Source organism: Sphingomonas sp. IBVSS2 (genome assembly GCF_002127225.1).
Lineage (GTDB): Bacteria > Pseudomonadota > Alphaproteobacteria > Sphingomonadales > Sphingomonadaceae > Sphingomonas.
In genome coordinates this window covers 597,621-622,818 of record NZ_NFUR01000002.1, presented here as the reverse complement: position 1 = coordinate 622,818, position 25,198 = coordinate 597,621, and the positions used below count along the sequence as shown (strand labels likewise).

Annotated in this window: 21 protein-coding genes and 1 tRNA gene; 9 read left to right on the top strand and 13 right to left on the bottom strand. The window is 67.4% G+C overall.

Annotated elements, in window-relative coordinates; translation table 11 throughout:
* Positions 1–48: 48 nt before the first annotated feature.
* The 3 genes from CAP40_RS08970 to CAP40_RS08960 form a co-directional block, all read right to left on the bottom strand.
* Complete coding sequence (locus tag CAP40_RS08970; protein ID WP_086129021.1) at positions 49–1,647, bottom strand: hypothetical protein; 1,599 nt, start codon at positions 1,645–1,647, stop codon at positions 49–51.
* Between the two features lie 243 nt (positions 1,648–1,890).
* Positions 1,891–3,156: an amidohydrolase family protein gene (locus tag CAP40_RS08965; protein ID WP_086129020.1), complete on the bottom strand. Its 1,266-nt coding sequence runs from the start codon at positions 3,154–3,156 to the stop codon at positions 1,891–1,893.
* Between the two features lie 71 nt (positions 3,157–3,227).
* The gene (locus CAP40_RS08960; RefSeq protein ID WP_086129019.1) at positions 3,228–4,112 is read right to left on the bottom strand and encodes a DMT family transporter; all 885 of its coding nucleotides are present in this window, start codon (positions 4,110–4,112) and stop codon (positions 3,228–3,230) included.
* A gap of 220 nt (positions 4,113–4,332) precedes the next feature.
* On the opposite strand from CAP40_RS08960, the gene CAP40_RS08955 reads away from it, so the two are divergent.
* Together CAP40_RS08955 and bla are read left to right on the top strand one after the other, a co-directional pair.
* The gene (locus CAP40_RS08955) at positions 4,333–4,548 is read left to right on the top strand and encodes a hypothetical protein (RefSeq protein ID WP_086129018.1); all 216 of its coding nucleotides are present in this window, start codon (positions 4,333–4,335) and stop codon (positions 4,546–4,548) included.
* Between the two features lie 89 nt (positions 4,549–4,637).
* A complete protein-coding gene (gene bla / locus CAP40_RS08950) occupies positions 4,638–5,537 on the top strand; it encodes a subclass B3 metallo-beta-lactamase (protein ID WP_086129017.1) in 900 nt (299 codons plus the stop codon).
* A gap of 235 nt (positions 5,538–5,772) precedes the next feature.
* Here bla and CAP40_RS08945 read toward each other — a convergent pair whose 3' ends face one another.
* The 5 genes from CAP40_RS08945 to lon form a co-directional block, all read right to left on the bottom strand.
* Entirely contained in the window at positions 5,773–7,815 is a 2,043-nt protein-coding gene (locus CAP40_RS08945; RefSeq protein WP_086129390.1) for a M13 family metallopeptidase, read from the bottom strand.
* Positions 7,816–7,936: 121 nt separating this feature from the next.
* Entirely contained in the window at positions 7,937–8,329 is a 393-nt protein-coding gene (locus CAP40_RS08940; protein ID WP_086129016.1) for a hypothetical protein, read from the bottom strand.
* A gap of 127 nt (positions 8,330–8,456) precedes the next feature.
* Positions 8,457–8,531 (bottom strand) — tRNA-Val (locus CAP40_RS08935).
* Between the two features lie 98 nt (positions 8,532–8,629).
* On the bottom strand, positions 8,630–8,902 hold the full coding sequence (locus tag CAP40_RS08930) for an HU family DNA-binding protein (RefSeq protein ID WP_086129015.1): 273 nt from the start codon (positions 8,900–8,902) through the stop codon (positions 8,630–8,632).
* 168 nt (positions 8,903–9,070) lie between these two features.
* Complete coding sequence (gene lon, locus CAP40_RS08925) at positions 9,071–11,467, bottom strand: endopeptidase La (RefSeq protein ID WP_086129014.1); 2,397 nt, start codon at positions 11,465–11,467, stop codon at positions 9,071–9,073.
* 234 nt (positions 11,468–11,701) lie between these two features.
* On the opposite strand from lon, the gene CAP40_RS08920 reads away from it, so the two are divergent.
* From CAP40_RS08920 to CAP40_RS08910, 3 genes are read left to right on the top strand one after another with little or no spacing between them, the layout of a single operon-like run.
* Positions 11,702–13,420, top strand: a complete 1,719-nt coding sequence (locus tag CAP40_RS08920) for a M1 family metallopeptidase (protein ID WP_086129389.1) — start codon at positions 11,702–11,704, stop codon at positions 13,418–13,420.
* Between the two features lie 10 nt (positions 13,421–13,430).
* Positions 13,431–15,143 (top strand): M1 family metallopeptidase, encoded by a 1,713-nt coding sequence (locus CAP40_RS08915; protein ID WP_086129013.1) that lies wholly within the window; start codon positions 13,431–13,433, stop codon positions 15,141–15,143.
* Positions 15,144–15,145: 2 nt separating this feature from the next.
* Positions 15,146–15,751 carry an isoprenylcysteine carboxylmethyltransferase family protein gene (locus tag CAP40_RS08910; protein WP_256924092.1) on the top strand — a complete coding sequence of 202 codons (606 nt, stop codon included), beginning with the start codon at positions 15,146–15,148 and terminating at the stop codon, positions 15,749–15,751.
* A gap of 32 nt (positions 15,752–15,783) precedes the next feature.
* Here the strand turns inward: CAP40_RS08910 and CAP40_RS08905 are convergent, their stop codons facing one another.
* Positions 15,784–16,407, bottom strand: coding sequence for a hypothetical protein (locus CAP40_RS08905; protein WP_086129012.1), 624 nt, complete (start codon positions 16,405–16,407; stop codon positions 15,784–15,786).
* A gap of 134 nt (positions 16,408–16,541) precedes the next feature.
* Between CAP40_RS08905 and CAP40_RS08900 the strand changes: the two genes are divergently transcribed.
* Positions 16,542–17,999 carry an NCS1 family nucleobase:cation symporter-1 gene (locus CAP40_RS08900; RefSeq protein ID WP_086129011.1) on the top strand — a complete coding sequence of 486 codons (1,458 nt, stop codon included), beginning with the start codon at positions 16,542–16,544 and terminating at the stop codon, positions 17,997–17,999.
* On the opposite strand, the gene CAP40_RS08895 is transcribed toward CAP40_RS08900, so the two are convergent.
* The 4 genes from CAP40_RS08895 to CAP40_RS08880 all read right to left on the bottom strand — a co-directional run bounded on the left by CAP40_RS08895 (position 17,968) and on the right by CAP40_RS08880 (position 21,712).
* Complete coding sequence (locus CAP40_RS08895; RefSeq protein ID WP_086129010.1) at positions 17,968–18,633, bottom strand: hypothetical protein; 666 nt, start codon at positions 18,631–18,633, stop codon at positions 17,968–17,970. The genes CAP40_RS08900 and CAP40_RS08895 overlap by 32 nt on opposite strands.
* A 103-nt stretch (positions 18,634–18,736) precedes the next feature.
* Positions 18,737–19,504: a DUF4760 domain-containing protein gene (locus tag CAP40_RS08890; protein ID WP_144034292.1), complete on the bottom strand. Its 768-nt coding sequence runs from the start codon at positions 19,502–19,504 to the stop codon at positions 18,737–18,739.
* Between the two features lie 195 nt (positions 19,505–19,699).
* Positions 19,700–20,956, bottom strand: a complete 1,257-nt coding sequence (clpX, locus tag CAP40_RS08885; protein WP_086129008.1) for an ATP-dependent Clp protease ATP-binding subunit ClpX — start codon at positions 20,954–20,956, stop codon at positions 19,700–19,702.
* Positions 20,957–21,076: 120 nt separating this feature from the next.
* On the bottom strand, positions 21,077–21,712 hold the full coding sequence (locus CAP40_RS08880; protein ID WP_218822123.1) for an ATP-dependent Clp protease proteolytic subunit: 636 nt from the start codon (positions 21,710–21,712) through the stop codon (positions 21,077–21,079).
* A 227-nt stretch (positions 21,713–21,939) separates the two neighbouring features.
* On the opposite strand from CAP40_RS08880, the gene CAP40_RS08875 reads away from it, so the two are divergent.
* The 3 genes from CAP40_RS08875 to CAP40_RS08865 all read left to right on the top strand — a co-directional run bounded on the left by CAP40_RS08875 (position 21,940) and on the right by CAP40_RS08865 (position 25,124).
* The gene (locus CAP40_RS08875; protein ID WP_086129387.1) at positions 21,940–22,977 is read left to right on the top strand and encodes an aldehyde reductase; all 1,038 of its coding nucleotides are present in this window, start codon (positions 21,940–21,942) and stop codon (positions 22,975–22,977) included.
* A 116-nt stretch (positions 22,978–23,093) separates the two neighbouring features.
* Positions 23,094–23,783: a response regulator transcription factor gene (locus tag CAP40_RS08870; RefSeq protein WP_179188004.1), complete on the top strand. Its 690-nt coding sequence runs from the start codon at positions 23,094–23,096 to the stop codon at positions 23,781–23,783.
* Between the two features lie 3 nt (positions 23,784–23,786).
* Entirely contained in the window at positions 23,787–25,124 is a 1,338-nt protein-coding gene (locus tag CAP40_RS08865; RefSeq protein ID WP_086129006.1) for an ATP-binding protein, read from the top strand.
* Positions 25,125–25,198: the final 74 nt, after the last annotated feature.

Below are 25,198 nucleotides of genomic sequence, written 5' to 3'. Positions count from 1 at the left end.
GCAGCGGATCTCGCCGCCCCGACAGTTTCCGCACGAGCTGCAGGGGCCTCAGCGGCCGTTGCAGCTGAAATAGACCGAGTTGAACACCGGCGGGCCCTGATCCTGGAGCGCCGGGTTGGCCGGGCGGATCGTCGAACGGTCGCTGGCGCTGGTCTCGCCCGCCACCATGTTGACGCAGGCCACGTTGGCCGGGGTCTTCACGATGCCGTTGACGAAGTTGAAGTCGGCACCGCCGCGGATGCGGATCGCAGCCGGCGCCAGCGCGGTCTGGATGAAGGTGAAGTTGGCGTAGCGGCCCCAGGTGCGGGGCAGCAGGTCCTCGCCGCCGTTCGAGTCGATCTCGGTCGAGAAGGAGTCGGCGGTCGCGCCCGACACCTTCTGCGCGGCGATGATGAACTGCATGAAGCCGCGCCAGCCATTGTCGACGTCGAAGCCGTCGTCGTCGGCGCCGGTCACCGCGAAATACTTCAGGTTGGTGGTGCCGCCAAAGATCTCGACGCCATCGTCCGCCGAATTGTGGCTCTGGACGTGGTCGATGATCGTGCCCGAGCCGGTCGCGCCCAGGGTCAGGCCCTGAAGCTCGTTGCCGTCGGAAATGGCGATGCCGGTGTAGCGGATCTGGACGAACGACATCTGGCCGCTGCTGTCGGCTTCGTTGGTGCCGCCATAGAAGCGGCCCGTCACGCCCTCGATCGCCTGCTGGCAGGGCGTGCCGCTGCTGCCGCCGGTGCCCGAGGCGCAGATCGCGGTGGTCGAGCGGCCGAGCAGGATGATGCCGCCCCACTGGCCCTGGGTCACGTCGCTGACGCCGTTGTTGGCGAGGTTCTGCTGCGAGGTGAAGATGATCGGCTGGGTGACCGTGCCGACGGCCTGGATCTTCGAGCCGCGATTGACGAGCAGCAGGTCGTTGGTCGCCTCGGTCGAGTCGGCCGCGATGACGACGCCCGCCGCGATGGTGAGCGTCACGCCGGCACCGCCGGTCGCGCCCTGATCGGTGCCGACTTCGGTCTGGCCCCGCAGGCGATAGACCACGCCGGCGATCTTCGGCAGCGTCAGATCGGTGGTGATCGCCTGGGGCAGGCGGCACAGGCGGAACGTCTGGGTCAGGCCGTCATCGGTGGTGCCGGCCGGGCACACCGCGCTCGAGCCGCCGCTGCCGATCGCCGGAACGGACGTGCAATTGGCGCTGGTCGCACCGAAATTGGCCGTGGTCGAGTTGCAGGTCCAGCCGTCGAACGCCGTGTCGGTCGGGCCGTTGAGCGCGCCGACATAGTTGGTGCTGACGAAGAAGGGATTGAGCGTCGCCGGGTTGAAGGCCGGCGTCAGCGACGTCGCGCTCACCGGGAAGATGCCGTTCAGCTGGTTGGTGCCGTTGACGTTGTTGTTCGAGCCCGCATTGACGATGTCGAGCTGCTCCTGCGCCGTGATGCTGAGGCCGTTCTGCGTCGTGACCGCCGCGAACTGGGCCGCGGTGATCGGCGCCGTCGGCGTCGGTGTGGGCGTCGCCGGCGGAGTCGGCGTCGGCGTCACGATGACGACGCTGCCGGCGCCCGGGGATGCCACATTGCCCGCGCCGTTACACGCGGAGAGTGCCGCAGAGGCGGCTGTCGTCATGAGAATGAGGCCGAAGCGCTTGAAGCTCGCCATCGCGCAAAAACTCCCGGTCGTATCGTTGCTGATCCGGGCGCGCGGCTATCGAAACGATTGCCCCCTTTGCGCCCGGGCCGGAGTTAGGCCGGGATAATGACACGTACATGAGTCACGAGAGTCTGTTCGATTACAGAACAAAGACAATAATATTACAGCGCACCCGGCGATGCCGGCCGGGCGATGCGGCAAGGGCCGAACGCTTGCGCTTTCGTTTCATGAAGCGCCGATGAAAGCATCATGTCATTCGCCGGGCGCCCGGACAAGATGGCCGCGCTGCATCACCATGGCCACCCCCTCGAGCGCACCGATGTTGCGGGCGGGATCGCCGGTGACGGCGACCAGATCGGCGATTCGCCCGGGCGCGATGGTGCCGATCTCGTCGCCTAGCCCGAGCAGCGCCGCGTTCCCGGCCGTCGCCGTCCAGAGCGCGTCGAGCGGCTTCATCCCCCACGCGGCCATCAGCGCGATCTCGCGCGCGTTGGTGCCGTGGGCGAACACGCCCGTGTCGCCCCCGACGCACATCGTCACGCCCGATTTGAGCGCGGCGGCATAGCTGGCGCGCTTGGCGCGGACCGCCTCGGGCTCGGGCGTGCCCCCGCTCCAGCCGCCATAGCGGGCAATCGCATCGGTGGCGGCAAGCGTGGGGCAGAATGCCACGCCCCGCGCCTTCATCAGGGCGAACACCGCCGGCGTGGCGTCATTGCCATGCTCGATCGTGTCGGCCCCGGCCAGGATCGCGCGGCGCATCCCCTCGGGGGTGCTGGCATGCACCGCGACCTTGCGCCCGGCATCGTGCGCAGCGGCAATGCCGGCGGCGAGTTCGTCGATGCTGAAGGTCGCGCGGCTGGGCTCGCCCGGGCCCCAGCGATAATCGGCGTAGAATTTCACCCAGTCCGCGCCGTGCGCAATCTGCCGGCGGACCGCCGCGACTATCCCCTCTCCGCTCGTTTCCTCGGCGCCCTGCGGCACGTCATAGGCATAGCCCTTGGGGCCATAAGCGCCGGTGGCAACCAGCGCCCGGCCCGCAATGAACAGGCGCGGGCCGGGCACGATCCCCTGCTGGATCGCCTGTTTGAGGCCGGCATCCGCCTCCCCCGCGCCTTCGGTGCCGAGATCCCGGACCGTGGTGAAGCCGGCCATCAAAGTCGCGCGGGCATGCGCCACCGCCCGGGCGGTGCGGAGCGCCAGCGGCTCCTTCATCACCTGGTCGTTCCAGCTCGTCTCGTCATAGGGGTGGAGGAAGAGATGGACGTGGAGATCGATCAGGCCGGGCAGCAACGTGGTGCCGGGCAGCGCCCGCGTCTCGGCGCCGGCAGGCGCGGCGACGTCGGGGCCGACCGCCACGATCCTGCCGTCGGCGACAAGGACCTTCCAGCCCTCGTGCATCACGCGATCGGTTGCGGTGAAGACGCGATCGGGGACGAGCAGCACCGCCGCCTTCTGCGCAAAGGCAGGGCCGGGAACGAGCAGCAGAAGGGCGGCGAGCAGGCGGCGGGGCTTGGTCATGCCGCGAGACTGGCAAAGGCGGCAGGCCCACGCCAGCCCTTCCTTCGGCCCTTCCCCGGAGGGGAGGGTTCTCAGTACATTGCCGTCATCGCCACGCCGCCGGTGATCAGGATCACGCCGAGTATCTGGCGCAGGCTCAGCGCCTCGCGAAACAGCCGGTGACCGGCGGCCGCGGCGATGGGCATCTCGATCACGCCGAGCGCACGCACCGCGGCGGCCGGCGCCAGGTTGAGCGCGAGGAACCAGCCCGAGGAGGCAAGCGCGCCGAACAGGCCGGCACCCAGCGACCGGCGCCAGCCGGCGATCACCGCGACGAGCGCAGCCCGATCGCGCAGGGCAAGGTAGAGCCCCAGCCCCGCCGCCTGCACCGCCTGGACGATCGCGACACAGGCCATCGCCGAGAAGAAGGGGTGATGCGGCTCCAGCCGCAGCCCGGCATGGCGGAACGCGTTGAGCGCGAAACCGAACAACAGGCCCGAGGCGACCCCGAACGCAATGCCGAGCACCGGATGATGCGCGCCCTCGATCCGCTTCGGCCAGACCAGCACCGCGAGCCCCAGCGTCGTCACCGCCACGCCCGACCAGCCGAGCACCGAAAGATCGTCGCCGAAGACGAGCAGGCCGACAGTGGCCGCAAGCGGGACCGAGCTCTGCTGAAGCGCGGTGCCCACCGCGAAGCCGGCATGGTGCATCGCAAGCAGCAGCGCGGCGGTGGCGACCACCTGCGCCAGCGCCCCGGCGAGCGCCGGCCACCAGAACGCCCAGCCGAACTGGGGCTCGACATGCGGCGTGACCGCCACTGCGATCGCAGTGAAGACGAGCGAGAAAGGCAGGCCGAACAGGAAACGCACGAGCGTGGCGCCCCAGGGGCCGGTGTTCGACATCATGCCGCGCTGAAGCGCGTTGCGGCCCACCTGAAATGCCGCCGCCGCCACCGTCGCCACCGCCCAGAGCACGCGCCTACTCCACCCGATCCCCTTGATTCGCGCCGCCTTACCGTCTTCCCGCATCTGCGCGAACCGCATTCTCGCCAAGGCCGGGATGGCGATGGCCGGCAAGTGGCTTCATGCCTTCCTTCGGCCATCAATCCAGCCAATGGTTCCGCAAAAGAAATGGTGGGTTGCACGTGCGCCGCCCGGCGGATCATTTCGCCGGCATCGAACCAAGGAGCCCAGGATGAAGCCGATCCATCTCGCCGCGCTCGCCCTGCTCGCCGCCGGGCCCGCGCCCGCGGTCGCGCAGCAGCAGAATCCCACTACCGCCGCCACTGTCGCCACTCCCCAGGGCAAGCGCGTGCCCCGCCCGATTCGCGCCGCCTCGCCCTCTCCCCTCATCCTCGCCAAGGCCGGGATGGCAATGGTCGGGAAATGGCTGCGGGCTTTCATCCATTAATCCAGCTAATGGCTCTTCCGAGAAATGGTGGTTTGCGCGCGCGCTGCCCGACGGATCATTTCGCCGGGCATCAAACCAAGGAGCCCAGGATGAAGCCGATCCACCTCGCCGCGCTGGCCCTGCTCGCCGCCGCGCCCGCGCCGCAGCAGCAGGACGATCCCCTTACGCGCCCGATCGAACCCCAGGCCGCCGCCAAATGGATCGGCCCGCAAGCGCCGATCCGGGTCCATGGCAACAGCTATCTGGTCGGCTTCCAGGGGATGAATGTCGGCCTGATCGACACCGGCAAGGGGCTGATCCTGATCGACGGCGCGGTGCCGCAATCGGTCCGCGCGCTCGAGGCGAACCTGAAGACGCTCGGCTATCGCATCGAGGACGTGAAGCTGATCCTCAGCACCGAGCCGCATTTCGATCATGCCGGCGGGCTCGCCGCCCTGGTGCGCGACAGCGGCGCCACGGTATTGGCGAGCGACTGGGCCGCGGCATCGCTCAAGCGCGGCATGAGCAGCGCGGACGATCCGCAAGTGGCGTGGCTGGTGCCCTTCCCCGCCGTCTCGCGGGTGCGGGTGGTGAAGGATGGCGAGGCGATCCGGCTGGGCAGCGTCACCGTCACCGCGCGCGCCACGCCGGGCCATACGCCGGGAAGCATGAGCTGGACCTGGCGAAGCTGTGAGGGCCGCGCGTGCAGGACGATGGTCTTCGCCGCGAGCCTCAACCCGGTCGCCGCCGACGGCTATCGCTTCACCCGGCATCCCGAAGTGGTCGCGAGCTTCCGCGCCTCTCAGGCCAGGTTCCGCGCCATGCCCTGCGACATCATGTTCAGCGCCCATCCCGACAATTCGGGCGGCGTCGAGAAATATGCGCGCTTCGCCAGGGGCGCACGGCCGAACCCCTATTTCGATCCCGGCGCCTGCCGCGCCTATGCCGCCCGCTCCGCGACCGCGCTGGCCAAGCGGCTGGCCGACGAGAAGGCGGGCAAGGCGCGCTAGGGCCGATCGCCATTCGGGCCAAGGGGGTGGCTTGGCCGGCCGGAACGCTTCGAACCGACCTCCTTCGTCACCCTGAACTTGTTTCAGCATGACGGAAGGGAAAGAGGCTTCGACATCCAGCTTCCGCCCCCCGTCACCGGGAATGGAAGGGGCGGACCTGAATGTCGATCTGACCCAGCCGTCTTGCATGCACGAAAAGGCCCGCCGGCCAGGCGACCGGCGGGCCCATCTCACCTCACCAGATGCGCACCCGCTCCGCCGGTGCGACATATTGCTTCTGGTCCGGCCCGATCTTCCACGCCGCATACCAGGCATCGACGTTGCGCAGCGGGTTCACCGCGCGGATCTGGCCCGGCGAGTGCGGATCGCTGACCAGCTGCTGGCGCAGCGCCTCGGTGCGGAACAGCGTGCGCCAGACCTGGCCCCAGCCGAGGAAGAAGCGCTGGTCGCCGGTATAGCCGTCGATCAGCTTCGCCTTCTTGCCGCCCAGCGACTGGTGATAGGCGTCCAGCGCGATCAGCACGCCGCCCAGATCGCCGATATTCTCGCCCATCGAGGCGCGGCCGTTGATATGGACGCCGGGGAGCCCGTCGAAGCTGTACGCCTCATATTGCGCGCCGAGCCGCGAGGCCTGCGCCTCGAACTTGGCGGCATCCTCCGCCGTCCACCAGTCGCGCAGCACGCCGTTGCCGTCGGACTTGCGGCCCTGATCGTCGAAGCCATGGCTGATCTCGTGGCCGATCACGCCGCCGATGCCGCCATAGTTCACCGCATCGTCGGCCTGGGGATCGAAGAAGGGCGCCTGCAGGATCGCGGCCGGGAAGACGATCTCGTTCTTCACCGAGTTGTAATAGGCGTTCACCGTCTGCGGGGTCATGCCCCATTCGGCCTTGTCGACCGGCCCGCCCAGGCGGTTGCGGCGATAGTCCCATTCGAAGCGGCCGGAACGCTCGGCATTGCCCACCAGATCGCCCGGCTTCACTTCCAGCGCGGAATAATCGCGCCATTTGTCCGGATAGCCGATCTTGACGGTGAAACCCTTGAGCTTGGCCTGGGCCTGGGCCTTGGTGGCCGGGCTCATCCAGGCGAGCTTGTCGATCCGGCCCGCAAGCGCGACGCGCAGGTTCGCCACCAGCGTGTCCATCTTCGCCTTCGAAGCCGGCGGGAAATAGAGCGCGACATAGTCGCGGCCCACGCCCTCGCCCACGCCGCGCTCGACGAACGCCACGCCGCGCTTCCAGCGCTCGCGCTGCTGGGGCTGGCCGTTCAGGAACTTCGCACGGAACTCGAACTGCGCATCGACGAAGCGCTTCGAGAGCAGCGGCGCGATATCGTCGGTGGTGCGGAAGGCCTGCCAGGCCTTGAGCGTATCGAGATCGGTATCGGCGAAGATCTTGGCGATCACCGGAATCGCGCTGTTCTGCGCGACGATCACCCGATCGGCCTTGCCGAGGCCCGCGGCCGCCCAGAAGGCGTCCCAGCCAAAGCCTGGCGCCTGCGCCTTGAGCTCGGCGATGCCGGTGGGGTTGTAGGTCTTGTCGCGGTCGCGGCTCTGCGCGCGCGTCCAGTGCGCCTTGGCGATCCCGGTCTCCATCGCGACGACCTTGGCCGCCGCCGCATCGGCATCCGCCCAGCCGGCCATGCTGAGCAGCTGCGCGACATATTGCCGATAGCGCGCCAGCTGCGGCGCGAACTTGGCGTCGAGATACAGGTCGCGGTCGCCGAGGCCCAGGCCCGACTGGCGCAGATAGAGCGCATAGACGTCGGGGTTCTTGGCGTCATCGTTCACGCCTACGCCGAAGAAGCTGGCGCCGAAGCCGCCGACCGAGGCGCCCATCAGCCTGGCCAGGTCGTCCTTGCTCGCCGCCGCCTTCACCGGCGCCAGGCGCTCGACCAGCGGCTGGGCATCGAGCTTCTCGGCCAGCGCCTCGTCCATGAAGCCCGCATAGAGGGTCGCCGCCTTCATCCGGTCCGGGTGCGCGGTGTCGGTGGCGCTATAGCCGGAGATCAGGGTGCGCATGCGCAGCTCGGACAAGTCGCGCAGCACCGCGAAGGCGCCATAGGAGGAGCGGTCGGCGGGGATCGCCGTGCGATCCGTCCAGGCGCCGTTGACGAAGCGATACCAGTCGTCGCCCGGCTTCACGCTCTTGTCCATGCCAGTGAGGTCGAAGCCCCAGGCGCCGTAGCGGGTCGCGCCTGCATCGGCGCCGGTGCCGGCCGCAACGGGCGCCGCGGATTGCTGGCTGAAACCGATCGCAGGCACGGCGAGCACGGCCATAGCCGATGCGAGCAGCAGATATTTCTTCAATGGAGGTCCCCCGATATTGAGACGTTAGGCGCGTCTGGGAATGGTGTGTCACGACACCGGCGGCCGCGCAATATCCTTGCGCGAGCGCATATCATTCGTTCGCCGGGCGATAGCCGATCCGCACGCCCGACACTGTTTCACGCTTCAGGAAGATGCGCGATCCGGGTGCGTATCGGACCTCGAGATGATCCGCGCGCAGCCATCGGATCTCGGCCCATGGGCCGTCCCAGGCACCCCGCCTCGCCGCGCCGTGATCGGCATCCGCGATGAAGGCATTGCCCCTGCCCGCCGGCACCTGGCCCGCGGGCAGGATCGAGACCTGGGTGGAGAAGCCCGTGGTCGCGCCGCAGTCGCGCCGGAACATCACTGCGCTCCGGGCGCCGCCGGGCGCGTCGACCCTGGAGACGACCCGGTTCCCGCAGCCATCGGAACAGGCCGCCAGCGGCACCAGCAGCGCAGCCACCATGACGAAACGGTGAAACATGGACACCCCCTTCCCGGCCGAAAAGGGAATGGCGCGCGCAAATGCAGCCATGATGCAGGCTTCGTCCTCGTTCGGCCGAGGCGAACCAAAAGGCCCGCCGGTCACCGGGACCGACGGGCCTTTGAAATGGTGGGCGCGGTAGGGATTGAACCTACGACCCCACCCGTGTGAAGGGTGTGCTCTACCACTGAGCTACGCGCCCATTGGCCAGGTCCTGAAACCCTTGCGGCCGAAATGGGAAGCGGGCCTTTAGGCGGCGCAGCCCCTGCTGTCCAGCCCCAAAGACCCTTTAAATACGGCTTAGTTCACCGCGTCCTTCAGGCCCTTGCCTGCCTTGAACTTCGGCTGGTTCGACGCCTTGATGGTCATCGGCTCGCGCGTGCGCGGGTTGCGGCCCGTCGATGCCTTGCGCTTGCTGACCGAGAAGGTGCCGAAGCCGACCAGGCGAACTTCGTCGCCCTTCTTGAGCGCGGCCTGGATGGCATCGAACACAGCCTCCACGGCCTTGCTCGCATCGCCCTTGCCCAGCCCGGAGGTGTCGGCGACCTGACCGATCAGCTCTTGCTTGTTCATTTCGTGATTTTCCCCCTCATGAATACGCAGAAATGCGCGAGTCGCGGCGGCGGGCCGAGCGATCACGTCAGCACGCCCCCGCCCGCGCTGTCAAAACGATTCAGCCCGCTTTTCCCTCGAAATGACGAAAAGGTTACGATGACTGGCGCGTTAAGCACGGGCCGCCCATCAATGATGGACGGCCTCTCCCCTGCCCGTGCTGCCCGCGGGAGGCTGGGTAGCCAGCTCGTCGGCCTCGCTCCAGTCGATCGGCGTGAGCGCCTCGGTCAGCGCCAGGCGCAGCACCTCGTCGACATGCTTGACCGGCACGATCTCCAGCCCGTCACGGATGTTCTGGGGGATCTCGGCGAGGTCCTTCTGGTTCTCCTCCGGGATCAGCACCGTCTTGATGCCGCCGCGCAGCGCCGCGAGCAGCTTCTCCTTCAGCCCGCCGATCGGCAGCACCCGCCCGCGGAGCGTGACTTCGCCGGTCATCGCGATGTCGCGCCGCACCGGCACGCCGGTCATCGTCGAGACGATCGCCGTCACCAGGCCGATGCCCGCCGACGGGCCGTCCTTGGGCACCGCGCCCTCGGGCAAGTGGACATGGATGTCCTTGCGTCCGAACAGGCTCGGCTTGATCCCATAAGCGGGGCTGCGCGCCCTGACGAAGCTGAACGCGGCCTCGACCGATTCCTTCATCACGTCGCCCAGCTTGCCGGTCGTCTTGATCATGCCCTTGCCGGGCACGGTGACGCTCTCGATGGTCAGCAGTTCGCCGCCCACCTCGGTCCAGGCCAGGCCGGTGACTGCGCCGATCTGGTTCTCCTCCTCGCCCAGCTCGTGGCGATATTTCGGCACGCCGGCGAACTCGGAGAGATTGTCCGGCGTGATCGTCACGCGCTCGGCCTTGCCTTCCAGGATCTTGCGCAGCGCCTTGCGGGCGAGCTTGGCGATCTCGCGCTCGAGCGTGCGCACGCCCGCCTCGCGCGTGTATTTCTGGATCAGCGCGCGCAGGCCCTCGGGCGTGAGGGTGAATTCGCCCTCCTTCAGGCCATGCGCCTCGATCTGCTTCTCGATCAGGTGGCGCTCGGCGATCTCGACCTTCTCGTCCTCGGTATAGCCTTCGAGCCGGATGATCTCCATGCGGTCGAGCAGCGGCTGCGGCAGGTTCAGCGAGTTCGCGGTGCACACGAACATCACGTCCGAGAGATCGATGTCGATCTCCAGATAATGGTCGTTGAACTTGTTGTTCTGTTCCGGATCGAGCACCTCGAGCAGCGCGCTCGCGGGATCGCCGCGGAAATCCTGGCCAAGCTTGTCGATCTCGTCGAGCAGGAACAACGGGTTCGAGGTGCCGGCCTTTTTCAGGTTCGACACGATCTTGCCCGGCAGCGAGCCGATATAGGTTCGCCTATGGCCGCGGATCTCGGCCTCGTCGCGCACGCCGCCCAGCGACTGGCGGATGAACTCGCGCCCGGTCGCCTTGGCGATGCTCTTGCCCAGCGAGGTCTTGCCCACGCCCGGCGGGCCGACGAGGCACAGGATCGGCCCCTTCAGCTTGTTGGTGCGGGCCTGGACCGCGAGATATTCGACGATCCGGTCCTTGACCTTCTCGAGCGCGTAATGGTCCTCGTCGAGCACGTTCTGCGCCTCGGCGATGTCCTTTTTGAGCTTCGACTTCTTGCCCCAGGGCAGGCCCAGCAGCACGTCGAGATAGTTGCGCACCACCGTCGCCTCGGCGCTCATCGGCGCCATGGTCTTGAGCTTCTTGAGCTCGCCCTGGGCCTTGGCGCGCGCTTCCTTGCTGAGCTTCAGCGTGGCGATCTTCTGGGTCAGCTCGGCGACTTCGTCGCCATCGCCTTCCTCGCCCTCATTGCCCAGCTCGCGCTGGATCGCCTTGAGCTGCTCGTTGAGATAATATTCGCGCTGCGTCTTCTCCATCTGGCGCTTCACGCGGCTGCGGATCTTCTTCTCGACCTGCAGCACGCCCAGCTCGCCCTCCATGAAGGCGAACACCATCTCGAGGCGCTTCATCGGATTGGTCTCGACGAGCAGCGACTGCTTCTCGGCGACCTTGACCGCAATGTTCGCCGCAACCGCGTCGGCAAGGCGCGAGGCGTCCTCCAGCTCGGCGAGCTGCACCGCGGTCTCCGCCGGCAGCTTGCGGTTGAGCTTGGCGTAATTCTCGAACTGGTCGACCACCGAGCGCATCAGCGCCTGGATCTCGGCGCCCTCGGCCGCATCGTCCTCGACCGGCGCGACATTCGCCGTCAGATAGGCACCGCCTTCCTCCATCGAGACGAGCACGCCGCGCTCCTTGCCGGCGACGAGCACGCGCACGGTGCCGTCCGGCAGCTTGAGCAGCTGGAGGACCTCGGCGGAGACGCCGGTGTCGTACAGATCCTCTCGGCCCGGATCGTCCTCGGCCGGATCGAGCTGGGCGACGAGGAAGATCTCCTTGTCGTCGGCCATTGCCGCCTCGAGCGCGGCGACCGACTTGTCGCGGCCCACGAACAGCGGCACGATCATGTGCGGGAAGACGACGATGTCCCGGAGGGGAAGAACGGGGTAGGAATGCTTCATGGATACTCCTGAGCCCGCACAGGGCTCCTCAGCACCATTATATGGGGGCCGGGCTGCCTGCATCAATCGCCGAACGCGGTTAGGTTGTGGAGTGTTGCTTCCCAATGCGGCACGGACAAGGTTTTTTGCGACCGCATCGGTTTGCCGCGCCACGGATTTCCCTTGCCGCCGCGCCCCAAGGCCGGTTCAATTCCGCATCGCGCCCGGCGCGCTCACCGCCTGAAGGAGGCCCGCATCCGCACGTCCCCGTTCCTCGCCGCTTCGGCCCTGGCGCTCGCCACGGCTCCCGCCGCCGCGCAGACGATCAGGCCGGGCGAACCGCCGCTGACCGCGCAGACGAGCAGCTCGGGCGGCCCGCTTGATCCGGTGCAGAAGCTGGTGCGCTTCCAGAGCGCCGACCTCAGGATCGAAGTGCTGCCCGACAGCCAGTCGATCAAGGGCGTGGGCACGCTGCGCTTCGTCGCCACCGCGCCCATCAAGACGCTGGTGATCGACCTCGACCGGAACCTGCCCGTCACCGCGATCGCGATCGACGGCAAGCCGCTCCGGTCCGGGGCCTGGAGCAATCCCGAAGGCCGCATGACCGTCCAGCTCGGCAAGACGGTGCGCGCCGGCGGGACGGTGACTGCCGCGATCACCTATGGCGGCACGCCGCACACGGCCGTGCGCGCGCCCTGGGACGGCGGCTTCGTCTGGGCGAAGACGCCGCAGGGCCAGCCCTGGGTCGCCACCGCGGTGCAGATGGAGGGCTGCGACCTGTTCTGGCCGTGCATCGACTATCCCACCTACGAACCCGACTATGTCGACCTGCACATCACCGTGCCCAAGGGCCTGAAGGCGATCTCGAACGGCGTGCTCAAGGGCACCGACACGCTGGCCGACGGCCGCTCGACCTGGAACTGGCACGTCACCGATCCGACGCTCTACGGCATCGCGCTCAATGTCGGGCCCTATGAGGTGATCTCGGGCGACTATAAGAGCCGCTTCGGCAACACCATCCCGATGTTCTATTGGTACCTGCCCGGCGAGGAGGCGCAGGCCAGGGGCCTGTTCGCGGAATTCGCCCCGACGCTCGACTTTTTCGAGACCATGATCGGCCCCTATCCGTTCGGCGACCAGAAGCTCGGCGTGGTCGAGACGCCGCACAAGGGCATGGAGCACATGACGGTCAACGCCTATGGCAACAAATACGCCAAGACCGTGTGGGGCTATGACGACCTGTTCCAGCACGAATTCGCCCATGAATGGTTCGCCAACCAGCTGACCGCGGGCAACTGGGACGATTTCTGGCTGCACGAGGGCACCGGCACCTATATGCAGCCGCTCTACGGCGAATGGCGCGGCGGCAAGGGCACCTATACCGCGATGATGCTGGAGGAGCGCCCGCGCATCCGCGCCAGGTCGCCGATCGTCACCGGCAAGCCGCAATCGGCCGAGGACGTCTATGAGGACAGGAACGGGCGCGGCGGCGACATCTACACCAAGGGCAGCTGGACGCTGCACACGCTGCGCAACCTGATCGGCGACAAGGCCTTTTTCGACGGCCTGCGGCTGGCGATCTATGGCCGCGCGGATCCCAGGCCCGGCAATTTCAAGCCGCTCTACCGAAGCACGCCCGAGTTCATCGCCTTCATGGAGCAGACTTCCGGCCGCAAGCTGCAATGGTTCTTCGACGTCTATCTCTACCAGGCCGCACTGCCCGAGCTGCTGACCGAACAGAAGGGCGATCGGCTGACGCTCAGGTGGAAGGCGCCAGGCGACAGGCCCTTCCCCATGCCGGTGGAAGTGCAGGTGGACGACCGGCTGGTCACGCTGGCGATGACGGGCGGCAGCGACACGATCGACCTGCCGGCGGGTGCGCATTACGTCGTCGATCCCTGGTCGAAGATCCTGAAGCGCTCTGCCGATATCGACGCGTTCCAGGCGTGGCGCGCGGCCCAGGCATCGCGCTAAGGAGGTTCCGATGCACTCCTATCTCCTCGCCGTCTCCGCACTCGCTCTCGCGGCCACGCCGGCCCAGGCCCAGGTCAAGCCCGGCGAGCCGCCGCTCACCCCCACGACGCAGGAATCGGGCGGCCCGATCAGCCCCGAACGCGCCGCGCTGCACCTCGACCATGCCGACCTCGCGATCGAGGTGTTCCCGGCGACGCAGCGCATCGCCGGCATCGCGACGCTGACCATCACCAGCGCGATCGCGCAGAAGGCGCTCCAGATCGATCTCGACCGCAACCTGCCGGTCACCGCGATCAGCGTCGACGGCAAGGCCCTTGCGCCGGCCGACTGGTCGAACCCCGAGGGCCGGCTGACGGTCACCCTGCCCCGCCCGCTCGCGGCCGGCGGCAAGGCGGTGGTGAAGATCAGCTATGGCGGCACGCCGCACGTCGCGGTCCGCCCGCCCTGGGACGACGGCATGGTCTGGGCCAGGACGCCGGGGCCGGATCGCCAGCCCTGGATCGCCAGCACCGCCGAAGGCTATGGCTGCGACCTGTTCTGGCCCTGCCTCGACTTCCCCAGGGGCGAGCCGGATCTGGTCGACCTGCACGTCACCGTACCCAGGGACCTGAAGGTCGCGGGCAACGGCAAGCTGATCGGCACCGACACGCTGCCCGACGGCCGCTCGACCTGGCATTGGCGCGCGCGCAGCCCCAATCCCTATTCGGTGACGCTGCAGATCGCTCCCTACAAGCTGATCCAGGCCGACTATAAGAGCCGCTTCGGCAACGTGATCCCGATGGAATATTGGTACATTCCGGGCCGCGACGAGAAGGCGAAGACGCTGTTCGCCGAATTCGCCCCCGCGCTCGATTTCTACGAGCGGGCGATCGGGCCCTATCCCTGGGGCGACGAGAAGATGGGCGTGGCCGAGACTCCGCATCTCGGCATGGAGCACCAGACGATCAACGCCTATGGCAACAACTACAGGCAATATCCCTCGGGCTTCGACGAGATCTTCCAGCACGAACTGGGCCATGAATGGTTCGGCAACCAGATGTCCGCCGGCAATTGGGACGATTACTGGCTGCACGAAGGCTTCGCGCAGTACATGCAGCCGCTCTACGGCCGCTGGCGCGAGGGAGAGGCGCGCTATGCGGTGATGATGGACGAGTTCCGCCTCCAGATCACCAACCATGCGCCGATCGTCTCCGGCAAGATCCGCACCGAGGAGCAGGTGTATGAGGAAGCGAATGGCGGGCCGGGCCAGGACATCTACGTCAAGGGCGCCTGGATCCTCCACACGCTGCGCAACCTGATCGGCGACGACAGGTTCTTCGATGCGACGCGCCGGCTGGTCTATGGCCGCCCCGATCCCAGGCCGGGCAATTTCACCCCGCGCTTCGCCACCACGCCGGACTTCATCAAGATCGTGGACGACGTGACCGGCCGCGACATGCAGTGGTTCTTCGACGTCTATCTCTACCAGGCGCCGCTGCCCGAGCTGGTCGAGGCACGCCAGGGCGACACGCTGACGCTGCGCTGGAAGGTGGCGAACGACAAGCCCTTCCCGCTGCCGGTGGAAGTCTCGGTCGACGGCAAGGTGCGCATGGTCGAGATGCCGGGCGGCACCGCGACGCTGAACGTGCCGGCCGACGCGCATGTCGTCGTCGATCCGAATGCGCGGATCCTCAGATATTCCGCTGCCGTCGAGGCCTATCAGGCCAATGCCTATCGGAGGTGATCATGATCGCGCTCGTCCATCCCGAACCCACCAGCGTCTACGCGGTCGCCGCGCTTTGCGGCAGCATGTTCGTCTGGGTCGCAGTGCTGCTCGCCGCCAAGGGCAGGCGCGGCGCGGCAGGCACCGAAGTGACCAGCAAGCGCGATTCGGGCTCGATGATCGGCGTCGCCGTGCAGGCGCTCGGGTTCCTTGCGGTGGGATTCGGCCCGCTCGAGCTGGTCCTGGGCGCACCGGACCTGGCCGCGATCGGCCAATTTGCCGCCGTCCTGGTGCTGATGGCCGGGGTGATCGCGCTGTTCGTCGCCTCTTCACGCGCCATGGGGCGGAACTGGGCGATCGTCGCGCGCACGCGCGAAGACCATCAGCTCGTCACCTGGGGCCCCTTCGCGGTGGTCCGCAATCCGATCTATGTCGCGCTGTTCGTCTGGATACTCGTGATGGCGCTCGCGCTCGGCCATTGGCGCGGGCTGATCCTGGGGATTCCGCTCTACTGGATCGGCACCTGGATGCGCGTCCGCCGCGAGGAGAAGCTCCTCCGCGCGCAGTTCGGCGCCGCCTATGACGCCTATGCCGCGCGCGTGAAGCGCTTCGTGCCGGGGCTGGTCTAGACGTGCCGGGGGTCAATCCCCGGCACGCAGCCCTATTCCGCTTCGATCACCGCGCCGTCCGGCCGCAGCACCTTGGCGAGCACGAAGCCGAAACCGATCTGCCAGGGCGTGTAGATCTTGAGCAGCTGGACCCAGTTGCCCGGGAAGGTCTCGCTGGTCGAACCGGTCGTCATGTAGAGATAGACGACCAGCGCGCCGAGGCCCGCCAGCAGCGCCGTGCCGAACACGGCGAAGATCACCGTCGCGATCCCGCGACGGCCAAGCCCGCTGCCCAGCACGAACAGCAAGGCGAGGCCCGCCCCCACGCCGCCGCCGATCAGGCCGAACCGCATCGGATCAGTGGATGCGTTGACCTGGTTCGCCAGCTGGGCGCCCGCCCAGTGCGCGAAGGTGAGGCCGATGATCAGCACGACGACCTTCATCGCCAGCTTGTGGCCCCGCCCGGCCCAGACCAGGGGCAAGGTGAGCAAGGGTGTGAGCCACACGGCCGCGTTGGCGACATTCGCCAGGGTCAGCACGCACAACCCGGCGATGAAGAACAGGTGGCCAAGGATAAGCCACTTGAATGCCGTGCCCGCGGCGGAATCGAGGGCAAGATTGAACGACGAATGATACTCGCGGGGATCTTCGTCCGCGAGGATAGCAGCATCAGACATAGGAACACTCCTCTATCCGGCCAATACACCTAGGGTGCGCCTCATCTTGAGTCGCGTCAACAAAAGTCGACCTTGCAGCGCAGCGAACTTCGCGCGACATTCCAGCCCGTTGGGCCGGCATCTTGGGGGGAAGCATGGCGGACGAAGCGCTCTGGAACACCGATCTCGCGCCGACCGGGCCCGGGCAACGCAGCTGGGCATGGTATCATTATGCCGCGCTGTGGATCGGCATGATCGTCGCGGTGCCCGCCTGGATGCTCGCCGCGGGGCTGGTCGAACAGGGCATGTCCGCCGGCCAGGCCGCGCTCACGGTGTTGCTGGGCAACGTCATCGTCCTGGTGCCGATGCTGCTGATCGGCCATGCCGGCGCCCGGCACGGCATCCCCTATGCGGTGCTCGTCCGCGCCGCGTTCGGCACCACCGGAGCACGGCTGCCTGCCCTGGCCCGGGCGCTGGTCGCCTGCGGATGGTATGGCATCCAGACCTGGATCGGCGGCGAGGCGCTGCTCACCCTGTCCGGCGTGCTGGTCCGCGCCGATCTGCGCGGCGCCCCGCTTCCCCTGCTCGGCATCGGGATCGGGCAGCTGATCGCCTTCCTCCTCTTCTGGTCGCTCCAGCTCTTCTTCGTGCGCAAGGGGCTGCTCACCATCCGCCGGCTGGAGACCTGGACCGCGCCTGCGAAGATCCTGGTCTGCATCGCGCTGGTCTGGTGGGCGGTGCAGGCGGCGGGCGGGCTCGGCCCCATCTTCCACGCCCCTTCCGCCTTCGTGCAGGGCGGGGCGAAGGCCGGGCAGTTCTGGACCGTGTTCTGGCCCGCGCTCACCGCGATGATCGGCTATTGGGCGACGCTCGCGCTCAACATCCCCGACTTCACGCGCTTCGCCCGCTCGCAGCGCGACCAGCTGATCGGCCAGTCGCTCGGCCTGCCGCCGATGATGGGGCTGATCGCGCTCGCCAGCGTGATCACCACCAGCGCCACCGTGGTGATCTATGGCGAGGCGATCTGGGATCCGGTCGCGCTTTCCGGCCGGTTCGAGGGGCCGCTGGTGCTGCTCGGGCTGATCGTGATCAGCATCGACACCATCTCGTGCAACATCGCGGCGAACCTCGTCTCCGCTTCCTATGACTTCTCCTCGCTCTGGCCGGCGCGGATCAGCTATCGGACCGGCGGCATGATCACCGCGGCGATCGCGATCCTGATGATGCCGTGGAAGCTGCTCGCGTCGACCGGCGGCTATATCTTCGTCTGGCTCGCCGGCTATTCGGCGCTGCTCGGGCCGATCGCCGGCATCCTGATCGCCGATTACTGGCTGATCCGCCGCACGCGATTGCAGGTCGACGACCTCTATCGCGCGGACGGCGCCTATGCCTATCGCCGCGGCTGGAACCCGGCGGCACTGATCGCCTTCGCGGCGGGCGTGCTGCCCAACCTGCCCGGCTTCCTCGCCACCGCCGCGCCCGGGGCCTTCGCCGCCGGGCCGGTGTGGATGGCGATCTACACCTGGGCCTGGTTCACCGGCCTGATCGTCGCGCTGCTGGTCTATCTCGCGCTGATGCGGTTCAGCCCGCGGAGCGCCGCCCCAGCCGCATGAGCCAGGCCAGGAAGAACGCCAGGCACGCCTGCCAGGGCAGATGCACGCATTCCAGCCAGAAGACGAAGCCCGCCGATTTCAACTGATAGCCATGGGCGCCGGTGAGCAGCAGCCCCTGCGCCATGCCGAGCGCGCCGAGCAGGGTGAGCGCGGCGATGCCGACCAGGATGATCGCGCGGCTGCCCGCATGGAAAGGCGCCAGGCGCAGCGGCAGGAGCAGCATCAGCGCCAGCGTGCCGCCGGCAAACCCGCCCACCGCGCCGGTGCCCAGATCCTGGACATAGGCCTGGGGATCGGGCTCGAGCGCGAAGCTGATCGAGGCGTGCCGCCAGGCGAGATAATTGGCCGCGACATGGACGAAGGTGAGCACCGCGGTGAAATAGAACAGCCGGCGCACCCAGCCGCGCTGCCGCGCGCTGGCGAAGAGATAGGGCATGCCGAACAGCGGCGTGAGGTACAGGCTGGGGCCGATCACCGGCGCCAGCACCACTTTCGGATCGGGATGAAGCAGGATCGCAAGGGCCAGCGCCACCGCATAGACCACCGCGCCGATCAGCAGCCAGACGAACGCGTGCCGGAAACGGACATGCCGGCGGCGCATCTGCGCGGCGGCGAGTCTGGCCGCTTTGCTCAACGCCGTCCCCCGATCCCCATCCGCAGCATGATGCCAGAGGTTAGTCGCAGAGCAAGTCTACCGGAGCGACGACGGGGCTAGCGCCTTTCATCCGGCACGCGCCTCACAAATCTTCGTAGTGCGCACGGACCCGAGTGAAATGCTCGAGCGTCTTCGGATTTCGCTGCTGCAGCTCGCCGATCCATCCGGAGCATTTGTCATAGACATATCGGATATTGCCGCGGAGCGTTTTGGCGATGATCCGCTCGTCGAACTCGCCATAGATGATACCGACGGAGATGAACTCGAAGAAATTCACCAGGTATCGCATGCCACGTACAGCATCGATCTTGACCGGATCACGCGAGGTAGCGAATTCGGCGACGAGTGCCTCGGTAATCTTGAGCCCGACAAAGCCCGCATTGAAATCCGCCAGCGCCTGGCTGAATGCCGGCTGCGAAAAACGCGCCGCGACGATGTCCAGCGTGTGCTTCGATCGCGTATTGCGATGTGCGACCCAGCTCGAAACGCCCCAGCCGGCAGCGGCGGCGGTAATCGCGAACAGACCGATGACGCCGTTCAGCGCGGGCGAGGCGACAAGCGCCGTCCACTCGATCGTTTGCAGAAGCGCTATCGCCGCCACGCCCGCCGTCGTCGCGAGCGCCCCCGCGAGCCAGAGGCTCGCACCAAGCGGGTTCTTTATCGAAACACGATAATATTCGGAGAAGGGCGAATGCCGCGCGATGACCCGCTGCACCATCTCATCGGCCATACGCTCATACAGCGCACGATCGATGGTAGAAACACGGTGGAGATCGAACGCCGCCTCGCCTTCTCCGCGCAGGATTGCGAGGCAGATCTGCTTTTGAATGGCGTGGCGATGCACCGGCACCGGGGCTCCATACGAAAACAGCCCCTCGCGGGGCTGTTTGGTTAAGCGTCGGTCTATGCGTCAGCCGCCAGGCACGTCTTCCATAGCAGGCTTCGCGTTCATGGTGCCACCAGCCATATGCGTCATCATATCACCTTCCCACCAAGCGCAATGCTTCAACGCCGATATAGTGCAGAGTTTCCTAACCCGCAATTATCAGCCCGCCTTTTCCTTCTTGGCATAGACGCGCACCGGCTCCTTGGTGCCGCCGACCACGTCCTTGTCGACCACGACCTCGTCCACCCCGTCCATCGACGGCAGGTCGAACATCGTGTCGAGCAGAATGCCCTCGAGGATCGAACGGAGGCCGCGCGCGCCGGTCTTGCGCTCGATCGCCTTCTTCGAGACCGCGGTGAGCGCGTCGTCGTTGAAGCCCAGCTTCACGCCCTCCATGTCGAACAGCTTCTGATACTGCTTGACCAGCGCGTTCTTCGGCTCGGTGAGGATCTTGATCAGCGCCTCGACGTCGAGATCCTCGAGCGTCGCGATGACCGGCAGACGGCCGACGAACTCCGGGATCAGACCGAACTTGAGGAGATCCTCCGGCTCGACCTGCTTGAGCATCTCGCCCGTGCGGCGCTCGTCCGGCGCGGCGACATGCGCGCCGAAGCCGATCGACTTGCCCTGCAGGCGATCGCCGATGATCTTTTCCAGCCCCGCGAACGCGCCGCCGCAGATGAACAGGATGTTGGTCGTGTCGACCTGCAGGAATTCCTGCTGCGGATGCTTGCGGCCGCCCTGGGGCGGAACGCTGGCGGTGGTGCCTTCCATCAGCTTGAGCAGCGCCTGCTGCACGCCTTCGCCCGACACGTCGCGGGTGATCGAGGGATTCTCGGCCTTGCGGCTGATCTTGTCGATCTCGTCGATATAGACGATGCCGCGCTGCGCCCGCTCGACATTATAGTCCGAGGCCTGGAGCAGCTTGAGGATGATGTTCTCCACGTCCTCGCCGACATAGCCGGCTTCGGTAAGCGTGGTGGCGTCCGCCATGGTGAACGGCACGTCGAGGATGCGCGCCAGCGTCTGCGCGAGCAGCGTCTTGCCGCAGCCGGTGGGGCCGACGAGCAGGATGTTCGACTTCGAAAGCTCGACGTCCGCGCCCTTGGCGCCGTGGTTCAGCCGCTTGTAGTGGTTGTGCACCGCCACCGACAGCACGCGCTTGGCGCGCTTCTGGCCGATCACATAATCGTCGAGGACGTCGCAGATTTCCTGCGGCGTCGGGACCCCGCCGTCCTTCTTGCTGACGAGCGCGGACTTGGTCTCTTCGCGAATGATGTCGTTGCAGAGCTCCACGCACTCGTCGCAGATGAACACGGTCGGGCCCGCGATGAGCTTGCGCACTTCGTGCTGCGACTTGCCGCAGAACGAACAATAGAGCGTGCTCTTCGAGTCACCGCCGCTGAGCTTGGTCATTCAATCCATCCTTGGTGCGCCGCGCGCACGTTACGCCACCCGCCATCCTACACGCGGGAGATTATCCGGCAAACCCGGAATCTGGCTATTACGCCAGACTCCTTAAACAGCTCCTGACGATCAGGCGGCCGCAGCCTCGCCGTCGGTCGGCATCGGCCGCTTCTCGTACACTTCGTCGACCAGGCCGAATTCCTTGGCCTCGTTCGCCTCCAGGAAGGTGTCGCGGTCCATCGCGCGCTCGATCTTGTCGAGCGGCTGGCCGGTGTACTTCACGTAGAGATCGTTCATCCGCGCACGGATCCGCAGGATCTCCTTGGCCTGGATCTCGATGTCCGAGGCCATGCCCTGGGCGCCGCCCGAAGGCTGGTGGATCATGATCCGCGCATTGGTGAGCGCCACGCGCAGGCCCGGCTCGCCCGAGGCGAGCAGGAAGCTGCCCATCGAGGCCGCCTGGCCGATGCAGACCGTGCCCACGCGCGGGCGGATGTACTGCATGGTGTCGTGGATCGCCATGCCGGCCGTCACCACGCCGCCCGGCGAGTTGATGTACATCCAGATGTCCTTCTTCGGGTTCTCGGACTCGAGGAAGAGCAGCTGGGCGGTGATCAGCGAGGCCATATGGTCCTCGACAGGGCCGGTCACGAAAACGATGCGCTCGCGCAGCAGGCGCGAATAGATGTCGAAGCTGCGCTCGCCGCGGCTCGACTGCTCGATGACGATGGGAACGAGACCGCCGGTGACGGGGTCAATGGTCATCTGACCGGAAAGCGGATGCATGGGTGAAAATCTCGTTATGTCTGTTTGCCCGGCCCAACATCGGCGCTTGGCGAGCGGAGTTCAAGCCTTGGTTATGGTTAGTCGCCACAAGGACTTTCACGGAGGGCCGCCGCGACCCGGGAATGGCGGATGCCCCGCCGGGAGCCCATGCCCCTCGACGCCCGCACTGCCTTGAAGGCGCAACGGTGCTGCCCCATGATGGCACCATGACGACACACAAGGTCCTGGTCACCGGCGGCTCCGGCTTCGTGGGCAGCCATGTCATCCTCCAGCTGCTGGCGGCGGGGCATGATGTCCGCACCACGGTCCGCAGCCTCGCCCGCGAGCCACAGGTCCGCGCGACGCTCGAGCGGGCCGGCGCCGATACCCGCCGCCTGAGCTTCGTCGCCGCGGACCTGGAGAAGGACGAAGGCTGGGCCGAGGCCGTGGCCGGCTGCGACCATGTCCAGCACGTCGCCTCCCCCTTTCCGCAGAGCCAGCCCGCGGACGAACAGGAACTGATCCGCCCGGCGGTGGACGGCACGCTCCGGGTGCTGCGGGCGGCGCGTGACGCGGGCGTGAAGCGCGTGGTGCTCACGTCCAGCTTCGCCGCGATCGGCTATGGCCATGGCCAGCGCCACAGCGACTATACCGAGGCCGACTGGACCGACGTGAACGGCCCCGCCGTCCAGCCCTATATGAAGTCCAAGACCCTCGCCGAGCGCGCGGCGTGGGACTTCATCGCGGCCGAGGGCAACGGGCTCGAACTGGCGGTGGTCAATCCCGTCGGCATCTTCGGTCCGGCGCTCAACGACGATCTTTCGACTTCGATCTGGCTGGTGAAGTCGATGATCGAGGGCAGGATGCCCGGCCTGCCCGACCTGTGGTTCGGCGTGGTCGATGTGCGCGACGTGGCCAGCCTGCAGATCGAGGCGATGACGCATGAGGGCGCGGCGGGCGAGCGGTTCCTCGCCGTCGCGGGCAAGGCGGTCTCGATTCCCGAGATGGCCGATATCCTGCGCGCCGATCTCGGCGATGCGGCCCGCAACATCACCCGCCGCCGCATCCCGAGCTGGCTGGTGCGAATCCTCGCCCTTTTCAATCCGATGGCGCGTGAAGCGGCGCCGCGGCTCGGCATCCGGGCCAATGCCAGCAACGTCAAGGCACGCAAGCTGCTCGACTGGCAGCCGCGCGGCAATGCGGAGGCGATTCTCGCCACCGCGCACAGCCTGATCGCGCTGGGACTGGTGGAAACCCGCGCCTGAGCGCTCCGGGCCGGGCCCGAGCGCGTTCGGCCCCATTGTTTCGGATCGACCTTTGCCCGCCTTCCCCTTACACGGGCACGAACCTTGCCTGGATGCGAGCCTTGGCCAGCCAATCGATGTCCGACGATCCCGTGCGCCTCCTCCTCGTCGAGGATGACGAGCCCCTGCGCCGCCTGCTGAGCGACCAGCTGAACGAGCGAGGCTATGCCGTCCAGGCGGTTGCCGACGGGCGCGCGGCGATCGGGGCGATAGGCGACGATCCGTTCGACATCGTGATCCTCGATCGGATGCTCCCCTTCGTCGACGGAGTCGACGTGCTGCGCTGGCTGCGCGAGCAGGAGGTGCTGACGCCGGTGATCCTGCTGACCGCGCTGGGCCGTCTCCCCGAGCGGGTGGAAGGGCTGGAGGCCGGCGCCGACGACTATGTCGTCAAGCCGTTCGAGACCGACGAGCTCCATGCCCGCATCCGCGCCCTGCTCCGCCGCCGCCAGGCCAATGGCGCCGACAGCGCGACGGTGACGGCGGGCGACGTCACGGTGAGCGTCGCGCGGCACCGGGTCACCCGTGCGGGCCGGCCGATCGAGCTGCACAAGACCGAGATCAAGCTGCTCGCCGAGCTCGTCCGCGAGGCGGGCACGGTGCTCACCCGGCCGCTGCTGCTCGAGCGCGTCTGGGGCTATGATTTCGTCCCCACCACCAACATCGTCGACGCCTATATCCGCCGCCTGCGCCAGCGGCTCGAACTGCCGGGCCTGCCCGATCCGATCGTGACCGTGCGCGGGGTCGGCTACATGTTCCGCGCCTGAGCCATGGCGCCGCCTCGCTCGCTACGGGCGATCGCGCTCACCTTCCTCACCGCCATAGCGCTCGCGACGATATTGACCTGCCTGGGGGTCTATCTGGCCCTTGTCGGCGCGATCGACCGGCAAGTGGACAAGCGGCTGCAGGGCCAAGCCGCCGAACTGCTCGCCGACAATCCGGACCAGCCGCTGCTGATGCACCGGATCGCGCAGGAAACGCGGCGGCGCGACAGCGGCGACATCGGCTTCCTGCTGATCGATGCGCGAGGCAGGCATCTCGCCGGCAACATCACGCCCGCGCACGGCTTCCCCCAGGGCCTCTCGACCATCGATCGCAGTGCCGGCATCCATGGCCTCACGCGCGGACGGGCGCTGGTGCACGCATTGCCGAATGGCCTGACGCTGGCATTGGCGGCAGAGAGCGAGCCGATCGATCATCACGATTCGCATCGCATGCTGATCCTCGCATCGGGCTTCGGCACGATCCTGCTGCTCGTGGCGCTGGGCACCCTCGCCCTCGGCCTCGCCATCCGGCGCAACATCGACGCGGTGCGCCATGCGGCGGAGGCGATCGTCGACGGCGATCTGCGCGCGCGCGTGCCGGTCGAGCGGGCGGGCTCCGCCTTCGGCCGGCAGGCGGAGGCCTTCAATCACATGCTCGATCGGATCGAGGCGCTGATGACCAGCCTCTCCCAGATCTCCAACGACATCGCGCACGACCTGCGCACGCCGCTGGCCCGGCTCCATGGCCAGCTGGCCCGGCTCGCCACCGAGCCCGGCGCCGATACGCTCCGCCCCAAGGTCGAGGAAGCGATGGCGCAGAGCGAGGAGATATTGGCGATGTTCGCCGCGATCCTGCGCATCACCGAAGTGGAGGGCGGCGATCGCCGGGCGATGTTCCGCCGGCTCGACTTGGCCGGGATCGCCGCCGGCGCCGCCGAAGCGATCGAGGCCCTGGCGGACGAGAAGGGGCAGACGCTGCGCCTCGGCCCCTGGGACTCCGCGCCGATCGAGGGGGACGCGCGGCTGCTCACCCAACTCGTCGTCAACCTGATCGAGAATGCGGTCAACCATACGCCGCCGGGCGCGATCCTCGCGGTATCGGTGACGCGAGAGGGCGACGGCGCCGTCCTCACCGTCGCCGATGATGGCCCCGGCATCGCCCCGGCCGAGCATCCGCTCGCGCTTCGCCGCTTCGGCCGGCTCGAGCATAGCCGGAACCGTCCGGGGCACGGCCTCGGCCTGCCCCTGGTCCAGGCGATCGCCGCGCTCCATCGCGGCACGCTCGAATTGGCGGACAACCGGCCGGGCCTGCGCGTCCGTGTCCGCCTGCCGCTCGCTCAATGAGAAACGGCCCGGACGGATAACCGTCCGGGCCGCCATTCCCGCGATCCGCTCCCCGGCTCGCCGCCGGGGACCGG